Raw genomic sequence first — 18,938 nt, forward strand, 5'->3', positions numbered from 1 at the left:
TTTTCTCTGTCTTGCTGTTTTGTCTGCCGTTACTTGATGATGTTTTCACACCAGCGCTGCATGATCGCTGCGATCTCGGCACGGGTGGCGGTGCCGGTCGGTGCCAGACGGCCGCCATTCTTGCCGTTCAGCACGCCTGCGCCGACTGCCCACTGCAGAGCCGGAATCGCGTACTCACTGGCCTGCTGAACATCCACATAGCTGAGAATATTGGTATTCTCACCCACGCTTACGTCGATACCCTTGCTCTGGGCGTAGCGATACAGGATCGCTGCCGCCTGCTCGCGGGTGACGGCGGCATTCGGTCGGAAGGTACCGTCTGCATAGCCGGTTACGACCTTATTGGACGCTGCCCAGCCGACTGCTTCGGCATACCATGCATCAGCCTGCACATCCGAGAAGTTCGCCGCTGTGCCCTTCGGCTTGCCTTCCAGGTTATACAGGATCTGCACGAGCATACCGCGCGTCAGGTTGGCGTTCGGTGCAAATGCACGGCTCGATACACCGTTCATCATTTTGTGCGTGAGCACATAATCAACGGACAGATGATACCACTTTGCAGTATCTACATCCGTAAACGGTGCGGACGGACAATCCTTGCCGCCGTCGCACGGCTGATCTGCGGTGGTCTTGAAGCCCACGCTGACCTTAGCCGACGGCATCTTAAAGGTGTATTTGCCGCTGCCGAGGTCGGTCAGGGCAACCGTCTTGCCGTTTGCGTCCGTGACAGTCAGCGTACCTTCTCCGGCAGCAGTCAGCGTTACGGTGTCGCCTGCGGCCGCCTTGGTCTTATCCGCCTTGACGACATTCGCCAGTGCGGACGGGATCACAACATCGTAGGTGGTCGGGGCAACGGCTCCGCCGCCGCCACCGCCGCCGCCGGACGGTGCGGTGCTCTTGTACCAGCCGATGGCAAACGGAGACAGGCTGGAAACATGGAACGTAATTCCATCGTCGAGCTTGGTCGGCGTGAGCGTTTCCGTATCGCCGACCGTCTTGCCGCTCATATCAGTCGTAAACATATGAACGACCGAGAAGTTATAGCTGCTGTTCGGCGCATTGGTTGCCGCCAGCGTGCTGTACGGAACCTGAACGTCCATGCCGCCCTCCGGGAAGTCGGCAGGATTCGTAACCGTTACCCAATCCGTACCGCTCTTGTACTGCAGAACGATATCCAGATAAGCAGTGTTCGCTTCGGTGACTGCGCTGTTCACCTTGGAACGGAGCGCGGATTTCAGCTTGTCGAGCGAGTCGAACGTACCCTTCAGTGCAGTCGGAACGGTCGCAAGCGTGCTGCTTGCTACCTGATACTCAACCGCTTCCGCGTCAACCGTGATATCACTCGTCACATCCTTGACCGTGATCGTGTACGCCGCGCCGTTCTTCACGGCGGTGACATTGCCAGTAGTCGGCAGTGCCATGCAGTCCATGCCGCCGATTATCAGCTTACGGAACAGGCGCTTGTCAACCGGCGTCATCGTAAAGGTGACCGTGCCGTTTTTGCGGATTTCGGTTGCCGGCTTAGTGTCCTCCGGTGTGCGCTTTACGTCGGAGACCTTCCAGCCGGTGCCGCCGGTCGGAATAGCGAAGCCTTCGTAGGGAACGAACTTGACAGCCACATCGGTCTTGCCGGTCAGGCTCGGGATAACCAGCTCGTTAGAGATGTTATTCTGATCTACACCGTTTACCGTCCACTGTGCGACCATCTGCTTGTTTTGTCCGTTTTCTACGGCAGGCGTTGCCGTAAATACAACCTTGCTGCCGCGGGTAACACTTGCCGGACTGTTCTTCTGCGGCGTAATGGCCTTGCCGTTTGCCGCTGCAGCAACCGTTGTGCCAGTATCTGCACCCTGAACATCCAGGGTTACATCGTAGTTGATCGCGCCGTCAAATACGGCCTTGACTGTGGTATTTCTGCGAATTTCCGTCAGTGCCAGCGTATTGCCGGAGGCAGCCTGTGCAGCACCGCCGTTAACCGACCATTCCTTGAGATAGTAGCTATTGCTGCTCGGCACTGCCGTAATAGTCGTGCTGCCGCCGCGCTTGACGCTTGCCGGTTCTGCCGACGCCGTACCGCTGCCCTCGCTCGTTACCGTAATGGTGTATGTCGGGCGCTCAATCAGCGTTGCGGAAACCTCAGTCTTTGCGGTTACATTCTTGACCGTATAAGTGAGCGGTGCATCTGCCGTATCGGTCATCTCAGCGACTGTCGAGCCGTTTACCGTCCACTGCTGCACCATATCGTCCTTGTTCTCGGGCGTTACGGTGAAGGTCACGTCCGCGCCGGAGGATACCCAGCCGTCCGAAACCGTCTTGCCGTTTGCGGTGATGGCGATATTGCCGTTTCTGCCGTTCCGCACGGCGCTGACCGGAACCATTGCCTTGAAGGTGACTGCAACCGTGCTGTTTTCGGTTACGTTCAGCGTGTAGCTGCTGCCGCTGTTGGCAACCGAATGACCGTTTACCGTCCACTCGTCAATCTCGTAACCCTCATCGGGTTCTGCAGTGAAGGCAACCTTAGTGCCGCCGTTGACCTGTGTGCCGCTCTCAACGGAAGCCGTTAGTTTGCCGTTTGCCGGCTGGCTGTACGTTACTTCGTACTCGCCTGCGCTGAACTGTGCTTCAACATGATATGCCGTTACGTTCGGCTTCGTGAGACAGCCGTTCTCGACCGTCCAAGTCAGCGTATTGCCGCTGCCCTGTACAGCCTCGCCGTTTACCGCCCAGCCGGTCACATTCTGACCTGCCGGCGGTACTGCCGTAAAGGTGAGCGACTCGCCGCCGCGTGCGGTTGTGCGGTTCTGTCCGTTTACGGTGACGTTATCGCCTGTGGTGATGTCATACTCAACCTGCCGGAACTTCGGTGCAATGTAAATCGAGCTTGCACTGGTCGTATTCGGATAGCTATAGGTTTCCGAATTGCCTGCTTCCTCGTCACGCACATTGTTAACGTACCAGCCTTCGATTTCGTAACCCGGCTTTACTTCTGCCGTAAACTGGATCGGCAGATTCAGTGCAATATTTGCGCCTGTCTCTGCACTGTCAAGGATCGACTCATTATTGTTTACCAGATTTGCCTCGCTGATGTATCCGCCTTCGCTGTTCTTGTCCGTCGGACCGAAGGTGATGCCGGTCACCAGCTTGACAAAGCGAACCAAAACGGTGACATTGCCCTGCCGATTGGTCAGCGTCTGGCTCGTTGCGGTATCCGCCGTGGTCTGGCCGTTGATGGTCCAGTCCTGTACGCGGTAGCCTGCGTTCGGCACCGCCGTGATCGTGATATTCGAGTCGCGGTAGAAGCGGTGCTTGCCTGCTTCGAGGTTCTCCTGTTCGTATGCGCTCATGCCCTTGCGGGTGATTTTTGCGGAAACTGTACCGCCGTCACCCTCGTCACCGAGCGAATCAACGGACAGGGTGAAGTCGTACTGCGGGAGCGCCTTAGACGTTGCATGAACGTCTACATTGCTTTCGATAGAGCCACTCCGGGTATAAGTGGTGTTATCATTTTCTGCTCCGTTGACATTCGTCCAACCGGTAACGTTCCAGTTGTCAGTCTCGTAGCCATCATCCGGTGTTGCCGTAAATACGATATCGCCGCTGTACTTCTCGACATGATCGCCGGTGCTCAGCGTCTTGTTACCCTGCTTTGCCGTTACGGTGATGTGAGTGTCACCGCCAAAGGTTACCGTCGGCTTCTCTGCAAAGATTACCTGAACCAAGGTATCCTTCGTAATCTGGATATCATCCTTCGTTACCTTACCCGGCTGATAGTCCTTCGCATTGTCGTAATCGAATGTCTGCGCTGCACCGTCAGTTGTAACGATAATGCTCTTGACGAAGTAGCCATCACTCGGTGTTGCTGTAATTGCTGCCGTGCTGTTCATATTCACATGGCCGTTTTCACCTGCCGCACCAATCAATGTTACATTCTGGATGCCGCGTGTGCCAGCAACTTCGACTGTGCCGTTGACCGGCGCAGCCACCGTCACCTTCGGCTTCTCCGCGATATGCGCGATAACCTCAGTGGTCTTTTCCAGACTTGCGATGGAGGCCTTTGCCGAATCATTTTTATCCGCTTCCGCACCAGTCCATTGAGAAACGTAGTAATTCTCGTTTACCGCAGCAGCAAACTCAATCGTCGAATAATTGCCGACCGTACTGCCGCTGGTAATCGCATTGCCGTTTTTAATCTTTGCGGTAACGGAAGCAATGTCTGCGGTTATCGGGGCACCATTTGCATCCACTGCCTTGAAGGTCAGCGTTACCTCCTGCGCCGCATTGATTACAGCCGTAACCGTATGCGCTGCAGTGATATTGCGCAGTGTAAACTGCTTCTGCGTACCCGAATTTGCGGCTTCCTTACCATCCACCTTCCACGTCTTGACCGTGTAGTTGCTGCCCAGATTTTCCAGCGCAAAGGTCACTGCCGCACCGTCCGGAACCGCATTCAGATCTGCCGCTGTGCCGTCTGCCAGCTTCGCCGAGGTCTGCACGGACGGCAAGGTGCTGCCGGTTTCCGACTCGATGTTGAAGGTGAGCTTATGCTTGCCTGCGCTGCTGAATTCTACCTTTACATTGCGGTCCTTCTGCACATTTTCCAGTATCAGTGTGGACTCGCGGTACAAATCGGTCGTACCCCGCCAGTAATACGGCTTGCCGTCCACCACCCAGCTTGCTACCGACATACCGGGGTTCGGCGCAGCCGTGAACGTCACATTTGCGCCTTCCGCAATCTTCTGTCCGGTCGTGACTGCACCGCCGTCCTTCAGTGCTGCGGTCAGCTTACCGCCTTCGCCGCTGCTGAAGGTAATCGTGTGCGAATCACTGCTGAAGGCTACTTCTACGTCCAGCTTTTCCGTCAGCGCCGCTACCGTCAGTCGTTCGCCGACCTTTTTGCCGTTCGACAGAATATCCGTCACCTTGTAATTGGTATTACCGGTAATGGACTGACTGTTGACCTTCCATTCCTTTACAATGAAACCGTCGTTGCTCTTGGCATCAAACATCAGCCTGGTGTTCTTAGCGATGTTCTTACCGCTTTCAAACTTCTGGTCGAGGTTGCCGCTGTTGTAGCTTGCACTAAGCGAGCCGCCTTCCCCGGCGCGATAGGTTACGCTCAAGGTGTCCTGCTTGACAACCAGCATGCGCTTGGTCAGATTCAGCTCGTACTTCTCGAGCAGCGACTTCACAGCCGCGTCCTCACCGTTGACCGCAATCGTTACCTCAAAGCGGCCGCTGACGTTCTTTCGATTGCCATTGTCAGCATACAGCGCACATGCGGCTGTAATTGCCGACGGCAGGGAATCACCTGTCTCCAGCGCATCCGCCTTGACCACCAATGCGCCCTTGCTGTCCGGCGCTTCGGTCGAAGTGTGCGTGGCGTTATCCTTATCCCAGGTAACATACAGCTCCAGCGGCTTGCGCTTTACTGTAATGGTCGTGGATGCCAGCTTGGTGCGCTTGGAAGTATCGCTATCATCCTGATATGCCGTAATGATATAGGTTCCCGCCTTCTCCGGTCGGAAAATGCTGTCAGTGATAGCCGTTTCCTTACTCTCGCTCTGACCGGACTGACGCCAGGTGTAGGCGATATCTCCCGTAACCTCTGTTTTGTTGCCTGCGGTAACAGCGTTTCCGTTTTTCGTTACAGTCTGCTGCTGCACGGTCAGAGCAATCGGCGTGCCGTATACGCTCGTAATCTTGTTTTCTTTGCCAACAGTGCTTTTAAGCGTGTAAACGGTCTCCGTTGTGCTGGTATCGCCGTCCTTTACGCTCTGCACGCCTGCCAGATAATATACCGTATCACTTGTCAAGCCGCCGGTTGCGGTGGTTGTGATGGCATACAGACCGGCTGTCGGTGCAGTCCACGTTTTGCTGTCCGTGCCGCTGCTGTTCGTTCTGCCGACAATCGTGCTGACCGTGCCGTCCGACGTGTTCGTAATCGTCAGCGTGTACTCCACATTGCCGAGTGCAGCGCCGTTCTTTTCCGCCTTTTCCGCCGTTTTCGTCGTCAGGGTCAGCGCCGTACCGGGACCCGGCGTAGAGGTCGTAACCTTATTTTCAACCGTAGTTTTCTTTGTTACCAGTGTGAAGGAAGGCTCCGTATAACTGCCCAAGGTCGTCTGCTGTGTGCAGGTCAGCTTGGTCAGTTCATAGCTGTTCTCTGCCTTCTTCAGCAGTTGATAATACTTGACGGTATAGGTGTCCTCTGCGGCACTGTCTGCACCACTGGTCGACTTATCCATCTTGCTGAGGATATAGCGCGGAACTTCAACTCCGTTCTCCGTCACGGTATCCATACCGTGAATCAGGTACTGCTCGCCGTTCCGGTACTTGCTTTCGTCGTATTCCGCGGCTGTCGGTACATACGTTGTACTGTCCAGCGTAAACGCTTTTGCTTTTGCGTTTTCGTTTTCGTTTTTGTCTATCACCACGGTTTCCGGCGTAATTGTGCTCGGCACCGCTGCGTCTGCATCACCGTTCTTCCACTGATAGGTGGTATTCATGGTGAGTTCCGCACCTGCGGTATACGTCTCGCCATTCTTTGTTACGGCGTAGTATACGGTCGATATCGAACCGTCTTCCTTCTTTTCACCGATGCCGACATATCCCTGCACCGTACCCGCTTGATCTTTTACCTCGTAAACATTCAGCGTCATGTCATCGGCTTCTACGGTGCACGGAACGGTTGTCTTTACGGATTCTGTCGTGGTTTTAACCGTGTTGAAATTACTCTGACCGATATACGGGGTATCCTGAGTGCCGCTGCCCTCCGAAGTACCGGATACCGTCAAACCGGCGGTTGCCTGCGGTGTACCAACCGTCAGCGTTGCCGCATCACTGTAGAACGAAATCGGCGTTCTTGCACCGTCATAACATGTTACCACGCAACGGTACATCGCACCGTTCAGGTCACTCGATACCGACTTTACAGTATAGCTGTCCCTAGTTGCCCCTGCAATATTGCCCCACTTTTTGCCCGGCAGACGCTGCTGCCACTGGTATCTCGTGCTGCTGTACTCATCGGGTACAGAAGCCAGTACCTCGAAGGTTGCCGAGCCGTTCATCTGAACGATTGCGTTATCCGGTCCGTTGATGTCCGGACGGCTCTTATCATTTGCCAGAGTTGTACCGGCAATAATCTCGCTTTCAACCGATTCTTCCTGACTGGTGTAATATCCCGAGGTAATCGCATACTGATACTTCGCATTAGGTGCAAGATCCTTCAGCGTGTACTCATACTGACCACTCGAAGATTCAGCCGCATCCACAGTATCAATCAATACGAACGGTTCTTCCTTATTATCTTTAAGATAGCGGTAAATCTTGTAATACTCTGCTGGACGGTCGCCGGATTCCCACGACAGCACCATGCTGTTGGTGGTCTGCTCGCTCAGCGACAGATCCTGCGCCGGAGACGGCGGTGCCGTCACATTGCTGACAACATAGCCCAATACCGGTACTTCATCGCCGTTGAACGGTACCGTCCATGTGCCGAAGCTCCAGTCAAAGTTATAGCGCGAATCGCCGCCGCCGGTAACAGCGCCCAGCTTGGTAATCGTATTGGTGTTTACCCTTTCGGTTCCGGCGCTTGCTCCCCAGTGATAGCCGCCGCCAGCCTTGAAGCCGCCAACTACACCATACATCTGCACCGAACCCTCATAGGAGTACTCAAAGTTTACGCCGCTGCTGGTTGCAGCCGTAAAACTCTGCAGCTGTGTACCCGAATCTTTGTAATGACCAACTCTACCGGATTGCTCCGAATGTTTACCGCTCGGCAGACTGGAACGATACGTATTCGGCTGACCGGACGTGCCCAGATGCAGGTTGCTGCCAATCTGCTGCATACCCTCGTACGCCGAAGCAGCCTTATTATAAGTATCTACCGAAACCATGTTCATCGAAGGATTACCCGGAACCGCCAGCGTCATAGAACTGGTCAGCTTCGGCGAATTGCCCTTCTTTGTGTCATCCGGATACTTCACCTGATACTCGTAATAGGTCATCGGTGTTGCATACATGAGCACCATATTGTCGTTCGTATCATTATTCCACTCGACCGTTATTCCCTTGCTTGTAGATTTTGTTGCACCAACAGTAAAGGTATGACTGGTATTAAATTCAACACCGCCGCCGGTCTCAATCAGCGGTGCAACATATTCAAAGCCCGCCATGATATCAAAACCAAACGAACCGGATGCCGTTACTGTTACAGTATTATCCTTACTGTATCCGATTCCGGTCTGCGAGTTTCCGATATCGCCGTCATTCACCTCCGCAAAATGCGGCGACGCCTCCAGAATCGCCATTACCTTCGGGTCGGTATAGCCGGTGCTGACGCTTTGGATCTTCGCGAGCATGGCATCGTTGTTTACATCTGCCGTTGTAAGCGCCAGATTGCAGTTGCTCTTGTCATAGTATGTCCAATCATCCTCCCAGCGGTTGAACGTGCTGCCAGTCGAGCCTTTGTAAAGCTGACCAATCTTCAAAAACTGCTTGTCGAAGGTCTCCTGCTTGCGGTACTCAACGTAGTATACCTGTTCCATGCCCTGCTTGTTGCCGTCAAAATTGCCGACGGCATAGTCCAGAATACCGCTGTTGTTGATGAGACGGCCGCCCAGCCAGCGGTCATGGCCCTTATCCGAGCCGTTCAGGATAGACAGCCGCTGATTGCCGTCCACCGTGCCAATCTGATACATACTGCCGGAAATGAACAGATATTCCTTGGTGTTCACGCCGTCCGCTGCAACAGCCGCTACCGCGATCGGATTCTGCACATCGTCACCCTTGGTGCCGGTATTGGTAAAGCCGTTGGTGACAACTTCGGTTGCCTTGCATTTCTCTGTCCACGAATTATCCTTCGTGCTGTACTGATAGCTGTATGCCAGCAGCTTGCTCTTGTTAAAGTCGCAGTCCTGATAATCACCATTCTGATCGTAGTAGCCTACCGCAACAACTTCCGGCGGCATACTGCCGCTCGGCGCATTGCTGACATAACCGATGGTTACGCCTGCAAAACGGGCACGGCCGCTTGGACCGTCATTGCTGTTCAGCAGTTTCTTGTTCATCAGCTGCTTCCAGCTTTTATTGTTGTTGTAATCGTAAACCGTCAGATAGGATTTCTCGTAGTCGGTATGACCGTCATACGATTTCTCCTTCAGGTCGTTGACATTGACTGTCATTGCCAGCTCGTCGATACCGTCCATATCCACGTCGCCGACTTCCATATCAACGCTCAGATGCGCACGCAGCTCGTTATCGCCGTTGCCGTCGTGGTACAGCATTGCTTTCAGCGCGTTTCGGCCGCCGTCAATGACGTCGCCGAGGTTGATAACGCGCTTACCCTCATCCAGTTTGCCGCCGCTGAACGTATACTCTTTAATGCTGTCTACCGTATCCGTGCTGTTGTTGTTGCCCGGCGTGTAGACCATCAGGGTGTCCTTGCCGTCACCGTCAAAGTCGCCTGCGACCAGACTCAGCATAGCGCGGGTCTGGTAGAATTTCAGTTTCTTGATGTATTCACTGTCGTTTCCATCACCAATCTGGACAACCTTCGATACTCTGCGATCCTTGTTCGTCACATACAGGTGAAGCCGTGCCGAACTTTTATCAAATACCAGATTCGCAATGTATTCATCCTTGCCGGTGCCGTTCGGATCAAACGCCACAGTCGCAATACGCTCGGCATTGCCGACATCGGTCGAGTTGCTCCACCGAAACGTAGACATCTGCTTACCCTTTCCTTTGACTGCGCCCTCGTATGTCGTCTGGAACTCATCCGAGTCCACACCGGCTACGACCAGCTCGTGGTTCTGGAACAGCGGAACCCATCCCAGCGTGCCGTACGGGTTATTACGAAGTGTGGCTGTGTCTTTTATGCCCGTTTTTTCTTCCGTGGGCAGACCAAAGCCGTCTTTTGCTACTGCAGTATCCGCTGCTGCAGTATCCGCTGCCGCCGCCTGCGGCAGCACGATCTGCGGCAGCAGACCCGCCAGCATACTGCATATCAGCAGCAAACTGCAAATTCGTTTTTTCATCTTTCTTCCTCCTTGCCTTATGAAATAAACGGTTTCCACGGCTTTCCCCTTGCTTTACCGCGGAGCACCGTCCGAGGATACAGGTATTTCACCGTACTTTCAGTATAAGGGCAAAAAGGCGGCGGACGGCGAAGGTACCAAATTTGTTACCTTCGCCGTCCGCTGTAAATATTCAATTATTGCTCCTCGAGCCGATATCCGCTGCTGCGGTACGAATTGACCGTGACCCTCGCATCCTCGCCGCCGAGCTTCTGCTTAAGCCGTGAGATCGTCATGCGCACGGCATGCGGGTCGGCTCCCATCGGCTGCTGCCAGACCGCCTCGTACAGTTCCTGCGCGCTGACGCTGCGGTTCGGGTGCCGCGCCAGATACAGCAGCGCCGCAAACTCCTTCTGCGTCAGGTTCAGGTCGGTCTCTCCGATGTACGCGCGTCCGCTCAGCAGATTCATCCGCAGCGGGCCAAGCCGTACTGCGCGTTCCTTCGGGTGCGCCGCCCGCAGACGCGCTTCCACGCGGGCCATGAACACCTCCAGATCATACGGCTTTGTCAGATAATCGTCTCCGCCTGCGGTCAGGCCCTTGACGATATCCTCATTTTCGCCCATAGCGGTCAGGAACAGGATCGGCACATCGTATTCCTGCTTGATCTCGCGGCACAGCGCCACGCCGTCGCCGTCCGGCAGAAGAATATCCAGCACGATCAAGTCCACCGCGTGAAAGCACAGCAGCTCCCGGCACTTGTGTGCAGTTTCCGCCTGCAGGGTGCGGTAACCGCGCATGTGCAGTGCCGCGTCGTTGATCGCCATGATGTGCGGATTGTCCTCGACCAGCAAAATCAGTTTATCTTCCACAATCGTTCTCTCCTTGTGTTTTGAGCGGCTTTTTCGGCAGTTCGAGCCGGAACACCGTGCCGTCTGCATCAGTATGCTCCACCTCGAGCGAGCCGTGGTGAATCTTCATCGCGTCCGCGCAGATCGTCAGACCGATACCGCTGCCGCCGTCGCCGCTGCAGCCCTTCTCAAAGATATGCGGCAGCAGGTCGGGCGCAATGCCGCTGCCGGTATCGCTCACGCGCAGGCACACCCGCTCGCCCTCGTCCGTAATGCGGTAGGCAATCACGCCGTTCTCCGTGTGGCGATTGGCATTGACCGTCAGGTTGATGAGCACCTGCAGCAGCATTTCCGGATTGCCCCAGAGCGCAATACCGTCTCCGCTGTCGCTTTCCAGCCGGTTGTGCTTTTTTTCCAGCATGGGACGGCATACATCCGCCGCACCGGACAGCAGCTGCACCGCGTCAATGACGCCCATCTCAATATCGGGTGAACCTCCGTTGGCGAGATCAATCAGCCGCGATACGAGCGCAGAAAGCCGCTGCGCTTCGGACGAAATGGTCTGCATGTGTTCATGCGCGTCCGCGCTGACCTCTCCGGTGCCAAGCTGCCAGTCGGTCAGCTGCGCGTAGCCGCTCATGACCGTGAGCGGTGTTTTCAGTTCATGCGCCATCTGGTGCAGAAATTCGCTTTTCAGCCGGTTGAGCTGGGTCAGCACCTCGCGCTGACGGCGGCTCTCGGACAGCTCCTGTTCCCGGCGGTTGATCTTCAGGCTGATGGCTCCCGCAATCAGGAACACGAACACCAGCAGATACGGCGGCGCTGCTCCGTGGCGCGTGATGGTCGTCACGATGCGGCCAAATACCGCCTCGTACACGTTCGAGCCGAACAGCAGCAGATAGCCGAGCAGAACAAGCACATCGTCCCGTTCAAACCGCCGGATGCGCCAGAACCGCCGAATCAGCTGTACGACCAGATACAGGAAAAACGGCATCGAGAGATAGTACCCGATTTTACTCAGCGGTGCGATATCCTGCGTCGGCAGGATAAAATGCGCCGCCGCCAGCACGGCATACAGCGCCGCATAGCACCGCACAACGATTGGCTTCGCCAGTTTTTCGTACAGGCTTTGCAGCAAAAGCAGCAGAAAACACGGCTGCAGCGTAATCATCAGCACCAGAAACCGATATGCGACTGCCCAGTTGTAGTTTGCAGGCAGCAGATGCAGCACATAGAAATTCTGGTCGCGCAGACCGAGCAGCACACAGATGACCGCGAGGAAAACATACTTGCTCTCGCCCTGAAATACCGCAAACAGCAGAAAATACATGCCGAACAGGCACAGCGAACCGCCAAGCACCAGTGAATACAGATTCCGGCTTCGGCGCATGCGGTCGATGTTCTCCGCGGTGGACAGGTGCATCTGCGTCAGACCGCCGCCTTCGCGGTGCACGAAATTCGCGTACTGACAGACCACCTCGACCTCGCCATCCTCGCCGGTGTAAATCGGTATGAGCATGTAGTCGATGCGCGGCTCAGACTCCGCCGCAGACGCCCCCACCTTGCCGATTTCGAGCACTTTACTGCCGTTTACCAACACGCGCGTGCTGTAATCGAATGAGTAGCCGCCGAGTGTCAGGTATTGTTTCGGCTGCGCGTGTATTTTCAGCCGATATGAGCCGTATGGAATGGATTCATTGCGTTCTCCCGGTTGGGCAGCGTCCAGCTCTGCGCCGCTGCCGAGCACCTCAGGATAGAACGTCCATTCACCGTCTATTTCATATACCGCCGACGAAAAGTCCGCTGATGTTGCATCCAGTACGCCGTTCTGCGCTTCCATTGCGCTGAAATCGCCGGATCGGTTGGAAAACAGCAGCATCAGCAGCACAAAAACCAGCAGGATAGCCGCCGTTATCGATATATAGCGCATTCGTTTGTTCTTCATGGGCAGCTCCCCCTTCAAATCTCATTATAGGAGAAATCTTCAGTTTCTGCAAGATAGGAGTGAGAATGAAACCGCCTGTGTAGCAGCAAAGTATCTGGCACTGCGTAGAGGTAAAGAAATGGGAGCACACTGTGCTCCCCTACGGTAGAAAAAATTCTCTGCCGTTCCCCTTTTTCGCAGCCGCCGCTCTCCGATTTTCGCCATGCCCTCTAAGGGAAAGGGATGAAAATCAGAGGGTGGAAACCGCAGGTGTCTACCCTCTTGTGCCCCTGCCGGGTAGGCAAGTTTCGTTCGCTTCGCAAGCGTCAAACACCCATTCCTAACCGGTTAAGCAAAGAAAAACCGGCCGCTCACGCAGCCGGTTTCAATTTCACAAAATGCAGGGAATGTTATTCCTTGTTCAGCGCCTCCAGACGAGCCTTATTCGCTGCGATAACCTTTTCCTGTACCGGAACCGGTGCCTCATCGTAGCGCTCGAACTGGGAAACAAACGAGCCTCTGCCCTGCGTCATGGAGCGCAGCTTGATCGCGTAATCGCCAAGCTCTGCCATCGGGCACTCGGCCACGATCTCCTGCTTGCCGCCGTCGAGCGGATTCATGCCCATGATGCGGCCGCGGCGCTTGTTCAGATCGCCGATAACATCGCCCATGTAGGAATCCGGGATAACGACCTTGAGCGAGCATACCGGCTCGAGCAGTACCGGATTTGCCTCCGGGATACCGGCCTTGTATGCCAGACGTGCTGCCATCTTGAAGGACAGCTCGTTGGAGTCTACATCGTGGTAGGAGCCATCGAGCAGAGTTGCACGCAGGCCAACCATCGGGTAGCCAGCCAGAACGCCATGCTCCATCGCCTCGCGGATGCCCTTGTCAACTGCCGGATGGAAGTTCTTCGGCACGGAACCGCCGAAAATCTTCTCCTGGAACAGATAATCACCCTCGGCATACGGTGCAAATTCCATCTTAACGTGGCCGTACTGACCATGACCGCCGGACTGCTTCTTATGCTTGCCTTCTACCGTAACAGCCTTGCGGATCTTCTCGCGGTACGGAACGATCGGATCGGTCAGCGTAACCTCTACGCCAAACTTATCCTTCAGCTTGGAGCACAGAACGTCCAGATGAATATCGCCGGCACCGGAGATCAGATGCTGCTTGGTTTCCGGGTTGAACTCGGTATCGAAGGACGGATCCTCGTCACGCAGACGAGCAAGACCGGTGGAGATCTTCTCCTCAACGCCCTTTACCTTAGGCGCGATTGCCTGCGTGTAGCACGGCGGCGCAATCTCGATCGACTCAAGCTCAACCTTGCGAACGCTCATCGAAAGCGTATCGCCGGTCTTGGTGGTAACCAGCTTGGAAACGGCACCGATGTCGCCGCAGCCAATCACCGGAACCTCGGTCGTCTTTTTGCCGCATACGGTGAAGATGTGACCCATCTTCTCGTTTGCATCGGCACGCTTGTTGACCAGCGTCATATCCTGCTTAACCTCGCCGGACATAACCTTAAAATAGGAGAAGCGGCCGTACTGGTCAGCGACCGTCTTAAATACAAATGCACAGGCAGAGCCGTTCGGGGTGCAGTTGATCTCGATCAGCTCGCCCTTTTCGTCCTCGCAGATCTCAACCGGCTTTTCGTCGGGAGACGGCATGTAGTCCGCAATGCCCTTGAGCAGTGCGTAGGAACCGATACCGGTTGCAGCGGTGCCGCAGAATACCGGCGCGAGAACCAGATCCTTCACACCCTGACGGATACCGGCGATCAGTTCTTCATCCGAGAACTCCTCACCTGCGAAGTAACGCTCCATCAGGTCCTCAGACAGCTCGGCGATGTTCTCGCACAGTGCTGCACGGTGCTGGTCGACACGGTCCTTCATGTTGTCCGGGATCGGGATCTCGACACGCTTGTTGCCTTCCATGCGGTACGCCTTGCGGATAACGCAGTCCACAATACCAACGGTATCGCGGTTGCCTTCAAAAATCGGGACAACGATCGGCGCTACCGATACGCCGAACTGCTTCTGCAGCTTGTGCAGAGAGTTATAGTAATCCGAGTTTTCCTCGTCGATCTTGGAGATGTAGAACATACGCGGCATTGCGTGCTCCTCACAGTGAGCCCATGCCTTTTCGGTGCCGACGCCCGGACCGGACTTGCCGGTTGCGACGATCAGCGCGGACTCCGCAACGCGCAGTGCGCACTGCACTTCACTTTCAAAATCAAAGAAACCCGGGGTATCGAGCAGATTGATCTTGCAGCCGTTCCACTCTACCGGCGCTACAGCCGTGGAAATGGAAAACTTGCGCTTGATCTCTTCGGGATCAAAGTCACAAACCGTGTTGCCGTCCGCGATCTTGCCAACGCGGTCGGTTACACCGGCGATATTGAGCAGGCTCTCGACCAGCGAGGTCTTGCCGTCGCCACCGTGACCCATCAGACATACATTACGGATCTTGTTAACCGGATAATTCGCCATAGTTTATATTACACTCCCCTGCCCTAACCTGTTATCGTGCCCTGCCGGCACGTTATACTCCTGGGCGCTTTGTTTCGCGGGAGCGATCCTCTCTTTGCGGGATCGTTCCCCTTCTTCGTTATTATACACCATATGAACCAGGTATGCAAGCAGTTTTTTGTGCAATTTTCATGTAGCATTTTTCACAACGCCGTCGAATAACAGCGGCGGCCACTTAGTGTACGTTTCGCACACATTCTGATAAAAAATCCGAATTTTCCTTTGTTTTTTGCATTTCTGAAAGATTTTCAGCAAAATCGCCCGCTTTTGTTTATTTCTTACAAATAAAATGATATAATTTTAGTGCTACTTCACAAAGGAAGAAAAAACACCCTTCGCACAATCTGACAAAGAAAAGCCTGTGACGGCATTTTGCACAGCTGGCCGTTCCACCGATCTCAGGCAATATTCTGCCGCAGTTTTACAACACGATAGACGCATCTCCGGCGGTCAAGCATTTTTGCGGTATCTCGAATATCGCAGTAATTGAGCATGAAGAATTAACGCAACGGTTTCATTCTCCATCCTCAATCCTCCGTTTTCCATAAAAAAGCCGCTTACCAATGGTAAGCGGCTTTTGATATCTTGCTTAGTTCAGAAAATCCTTCAGCTTCTTGGAGCGCGACGGATGACGCAGCTTACGCAGCGCCTTTGCCTCAATCTGGCGGATACGCTCGCGAGTTACGTTGAATTCCTTGCCAACCTCCTCGAGGGTGCGGGTATGGCCGTCCTCGATGCCGAAGCGCAGGCGCAGAACCTTTTCCTCACGCGGCGTCAGAGTTTTGAGCACCTCGACGAGCTGCTCCTTGAGCAGCATAAAGGAGGCCGCCTCTGCCGGTTCCGGTGCGTCGTCGTCCGGGATGAAGTCGCCGAGGTGAGAATCCTCCTCCTCGCCGATCGGCGTCTCGAGCGATACCGGCTCCTGCGCGATCTTCAGGATGTCGCGCACACGGTCAACCGGCATGTTCATCTCCTTGGCGATCTCCTCCGGGCTGGGATCGTGGCCCAGCTCCTGCAGCAGCTGGCGGGAAACGCGGATAACCTTGTTGATGGTCTCAACCATGTGTACCGGAATACGGATCGTACGCGCCTGATCCGCAATCGCACGGGTGATCGCCTGACGGATCCACCACGTTGCGTAGGTAGAGAACTTAAAACCCTTGGTGCTGTCGAACTTCTCAACTGCCTTGATCAGACCGAGGTTGCCCTCCTGGATCAGATCGAGGAACAGCATGCCGCGGCCGACATAGCGCTTTGCAATGGAGACAACCAGTCGCAGGTTCGCCTCAGCCAGACGCTTCTTTGCACGGTCGCCGAGCTTGATATCCTTTTCAAGCTGTGCGCGCTCCTCCGCCGGAATGGCATCGCCTTCGTTTGCGATACGCTCTGCGGCCTCGTTGCCCTTCTGCATCCGCTCTGCGAGCGTTACCTCCTCCTCAGGAGACAGCAGATCGACCTTGCCGATCTCCTTCAGATACATGCGGACCGGATCGTCAATGGCGAACGTCTCAGCCATGGCAGAGGTATCGACCAGTTCTTCCTCCGGAACCTCTTCCACTTCCTCCGGCTCAAAGGAGTCGTCATCGTCACCGATGACCTTCTCCAGCACACCGTTCGTCTCGACCTCGATGCCCATGGTCTCGAGCGTCTCGTACACCTTGTCGATGTCCTCACTCGACAGCTCCAGATGGCTCAGTGCATCCGAGATCTCCTTGAGGGTCAGTCGGCCGTTCTTCTTGCCAAGCGCGAGCAGGTCGCGCAGGATCTGCTGCTGTGCTGCCTGCTGCTCCTGTGCGTTTGCGGCTGCATTTGCGTTTGCTTTCGTCATATCGTTTGTCCTCCCGCGTTTTGTTTTTTGATGCGTCCGAATGTAAGCAGCGGGTCCTCTCCCGCCTGCGTAATGGTTCCATCCTTGACGCGCTGCATTCGTATGGTGTTTATGTATTCCTGCAGTTCCCCTCGATGCTCTCCGGCCGGAATGCCGGGTTCGAGTATCGCGGACAGCAGGCTCATTTCGTTAGGCTCCAGCCATCCCTCAAAGGACAGCACATCGACCATCTGGTCGTTTCGGTTCAGCTCCAGCACGCGCTCGTATATCTTACGCAGCACCGGTGCGGAAAACCACGCCGGCTGCAAGTCCTTTTCGGCAACGGCAATCAATTTCTGGTCCGAGAACAGAAGTCTAAGCACATTCTCCTCGGCCTTGGCGGATTTCATATCGGTATACGCCAGCGACCTGTCCTTTGGCTGCGCCAGTCCGACCGGAGAGCGTATCTCACGCCGTTCGGCGGCCTTTCGCCGCTTGCGCTGAATGCCGAGTTCGCGCCGAACCTCAACGTTCATGGCTTCGGCGGTCACGCCTGCCATCTTGGCGGCACGTCCGGCGTAGACCTCGCGCTCAATGGTACTCTCGATGCCGGCGAGCATGCGCGCTGCATCTCTGAGGAACAGCACGCGTGCTTCGTCGTCCTCAAGATCGTACTTTGCGGCAATCTGCTCAATGCGGAACGCGTTGTGGTCCTCACTGCGTTCAATCAGATTGCGGAACGCATCCGCGCCGCGTGCCTTGATGAATTCATCCGGGTCCTTGGCCCCCGGAATGCGCAGCACCTTGACCTGCAGATCGCATTTTTTCAGGATGTCGATCGCGCGCTGTGCCGCCGCCTGACCGGCTCCGTCCGCGTCATACGAGATGACAATGCGGTCGGTATGCCGCGCGATAATGCGCGCCTGCTCCTCGGTCAGCGAGGTGCCAAGCGATGCAACCGCGGAATCAAATCCCGCCTGATGCAGCGCGATGACATCCATATAGCCCTCGGCTAAGATAAAATAATCGTTCTTCGTGCTTTTTGACAGGTTGAGCGCAAACAGATTGCGGCTCTTGTGGAAGATCGGCGTTTCCGGCGAGTTCAGGTACTTCGGCTTGGAATCATCCAGCACACGGCCGCCGAATGCGATCACATGGCCGCGCACGTCGATGATCGGGAACATGACACGGTTGCGGAACCGGTCGTAAATATGTCCCTTTTCGCTGCGGCTGACCAGACCGGCGTCCATGAGTTCCTCGCGCGTGTAGCCTTTGGCCGTCATCGCATCGATGAGCGCGTGGAAGGAATCCGGTGCATAGCCGAGTCCGAAACGGTTCATTGTCCTTCGGGACAGACCTCGGTTGATAAAATACTGCTGTGCGGTTCGGTTTTCCGGCCGCCAGAGTGTGTCATAATAATAGCGTCCGGCGTCCCTGCAGAGCGCGTACAGACGCTCTCTGTGGCGCGCCGCTTTGCGCTCGGCTTCACCCTGTTCGGGTATCTGCATGCCCGCTCGCTCGGCGAGATAGCGTACCGCATCCGGGAAGGTCAGACCTTCCGCCTTCATAATAAAGGTGATGACACCGCCGCCTGCGCCGCAGCCGAAGCAGTGAAAGATCTGCTTGTCCGGCGAGACCGAAAACGAACCGGTTTTCTCGTTGTGGAAGGGACACAGACCGAAATAGTTCGCGCCGCTCTTTTTCAGCTGCACATATTGCGAAACGATCTCTACAATGTCGTTCCGCGCGGACAGCTCATCCAGAAATATACGGTCAAACGGCACTTCGTGCCCCTCCTTCCCTATT

The 18,938-nt window shown here is 55.3% G+C and carries 6 protein-coding genes; all 6 read right to left on the bottom strand.

Annotated elements, in window-relative coordinates; genetic code table 11:
- Nucleotides 1-29: 29 nt before the first annotated feature.
- The 6 genes from DW806_RS02535 to dnaG all read right to left on the bottom strand — a co-directional run bounded on the left by DW806_RS02535 (nt 30) and on the right by dnaG (nt 18,916).
- The gene (locus tag DW806_RS02535) at nt 30-10,037 is read right to left on the bottom strand and encodes an InlB B-repeat-containing protein (protein WP_118728997.1); all 10,008 of its coding nucleotides are present in this window, start codon (nt 10,035-10,037) and stop codon (nt 30-32) included.
- Nucleotides 10,038-10,213: 176 nt separating this feature from the next.
- Nucleotides 10,214-10,888 (bottom strand): response regulator transcription factor, encoded by a 675-nt coding sequence (locus DW806_RS02540; protein WP_158574639.1) that lies wholly within the window; start codon nt 10,886-10,888, stop codon nt 10,214-10,216.
- Entirely contained in the window at nt 10,878-12,812 is a 1,935-nt protein-coding gene (locus DW806_RS02545; RefSeq protein ID WP_118728999.1) for a sensor histidine kinase, read from the bottom strand. Before DW806_RS02545 ends, DW806_RS02540 begins: the two co-directional genes overlap by 11 nt.
- Nucleotides 12,813-13,201: 389 nt before the next feature.
- Nucleotides 13,202-15,286 (bottom strand): elongation factor G, encoded by a 2,085-nt coding sequence (locus tag DW806_RS02550; RefSeq protein WP_118729000.1) that lies wholly within the window; start codon nt 15,284-15,286, stop codon nt 13,202-13,204.
- A 628-nt stretch (nt 15,287-15,914) separates the two neighbouring features.
- Complete coding sequence (rpoD, locus tag DW806_RS02555) at nt 15,915-17,153, bottom strand: RNA polymerase sigma factor RpoD (RefSeq protein ID WP_110436306.1); 1,239 nt, start codon at nt 17,151-17,153, stop codon at nt 15,915-15,917.
- Complete coding sequence (gene dnaG / locus DW806_RS02560) at nt 17,150-18,916, bottom strand: DNA primase (RefSeq protein ID WP_118285635.1); 1,767 nt, start codon at nt 18,914-18,916, stop codon at nt 17,150-17,152. Before dnaG ends, rpoD begins: the two co-directional genes overlap by 4 nt.
- Nucleotides 18,917-18,938 lie beyond the last annotated feature (22 nt).

The organism is Butyricicoccus sp. AM32-19 (assembly GCF_003480365.1).
Classification (GTDB): Bacteria; Bacillota; Clostridia; order Oscillospirales; family Butyricicoccaceae; genus Agathobaculum; species Agathobaculum butyriciproducens.

Bases quoted from the DNA above. Each gene is read 5' to 3' on its own strand.
- DW806_RS02535 (WP_118728997.1), bottom strand. From the start codon at position 10,037: ATGAAAAAACGAATTTGCAGTTTGCTGCTGATATGCAGTATGCTGGCG.
- DW806_RS02545 (WP_118728999.1), bottom strand. From the start codon at position 12,812: ATGAAGAACAAACGAATGCGCTATATATCGATAACGGCGGCTATCCTG.
- DW806_RS02550 (WP_118729000.1), bottom strand. From the start codon at position 15,286: ATGGCGAATTATCCGGTTAACAAGATCCGTAATGTATGTCTGATGGGT.
- rpoD (WP_110436306.1), bottom strand. From the start codon at position 17,153: ATGACGAAAGCAAACGCAAATGCAGCCGCAAACGCACAGGAGCAGCAG.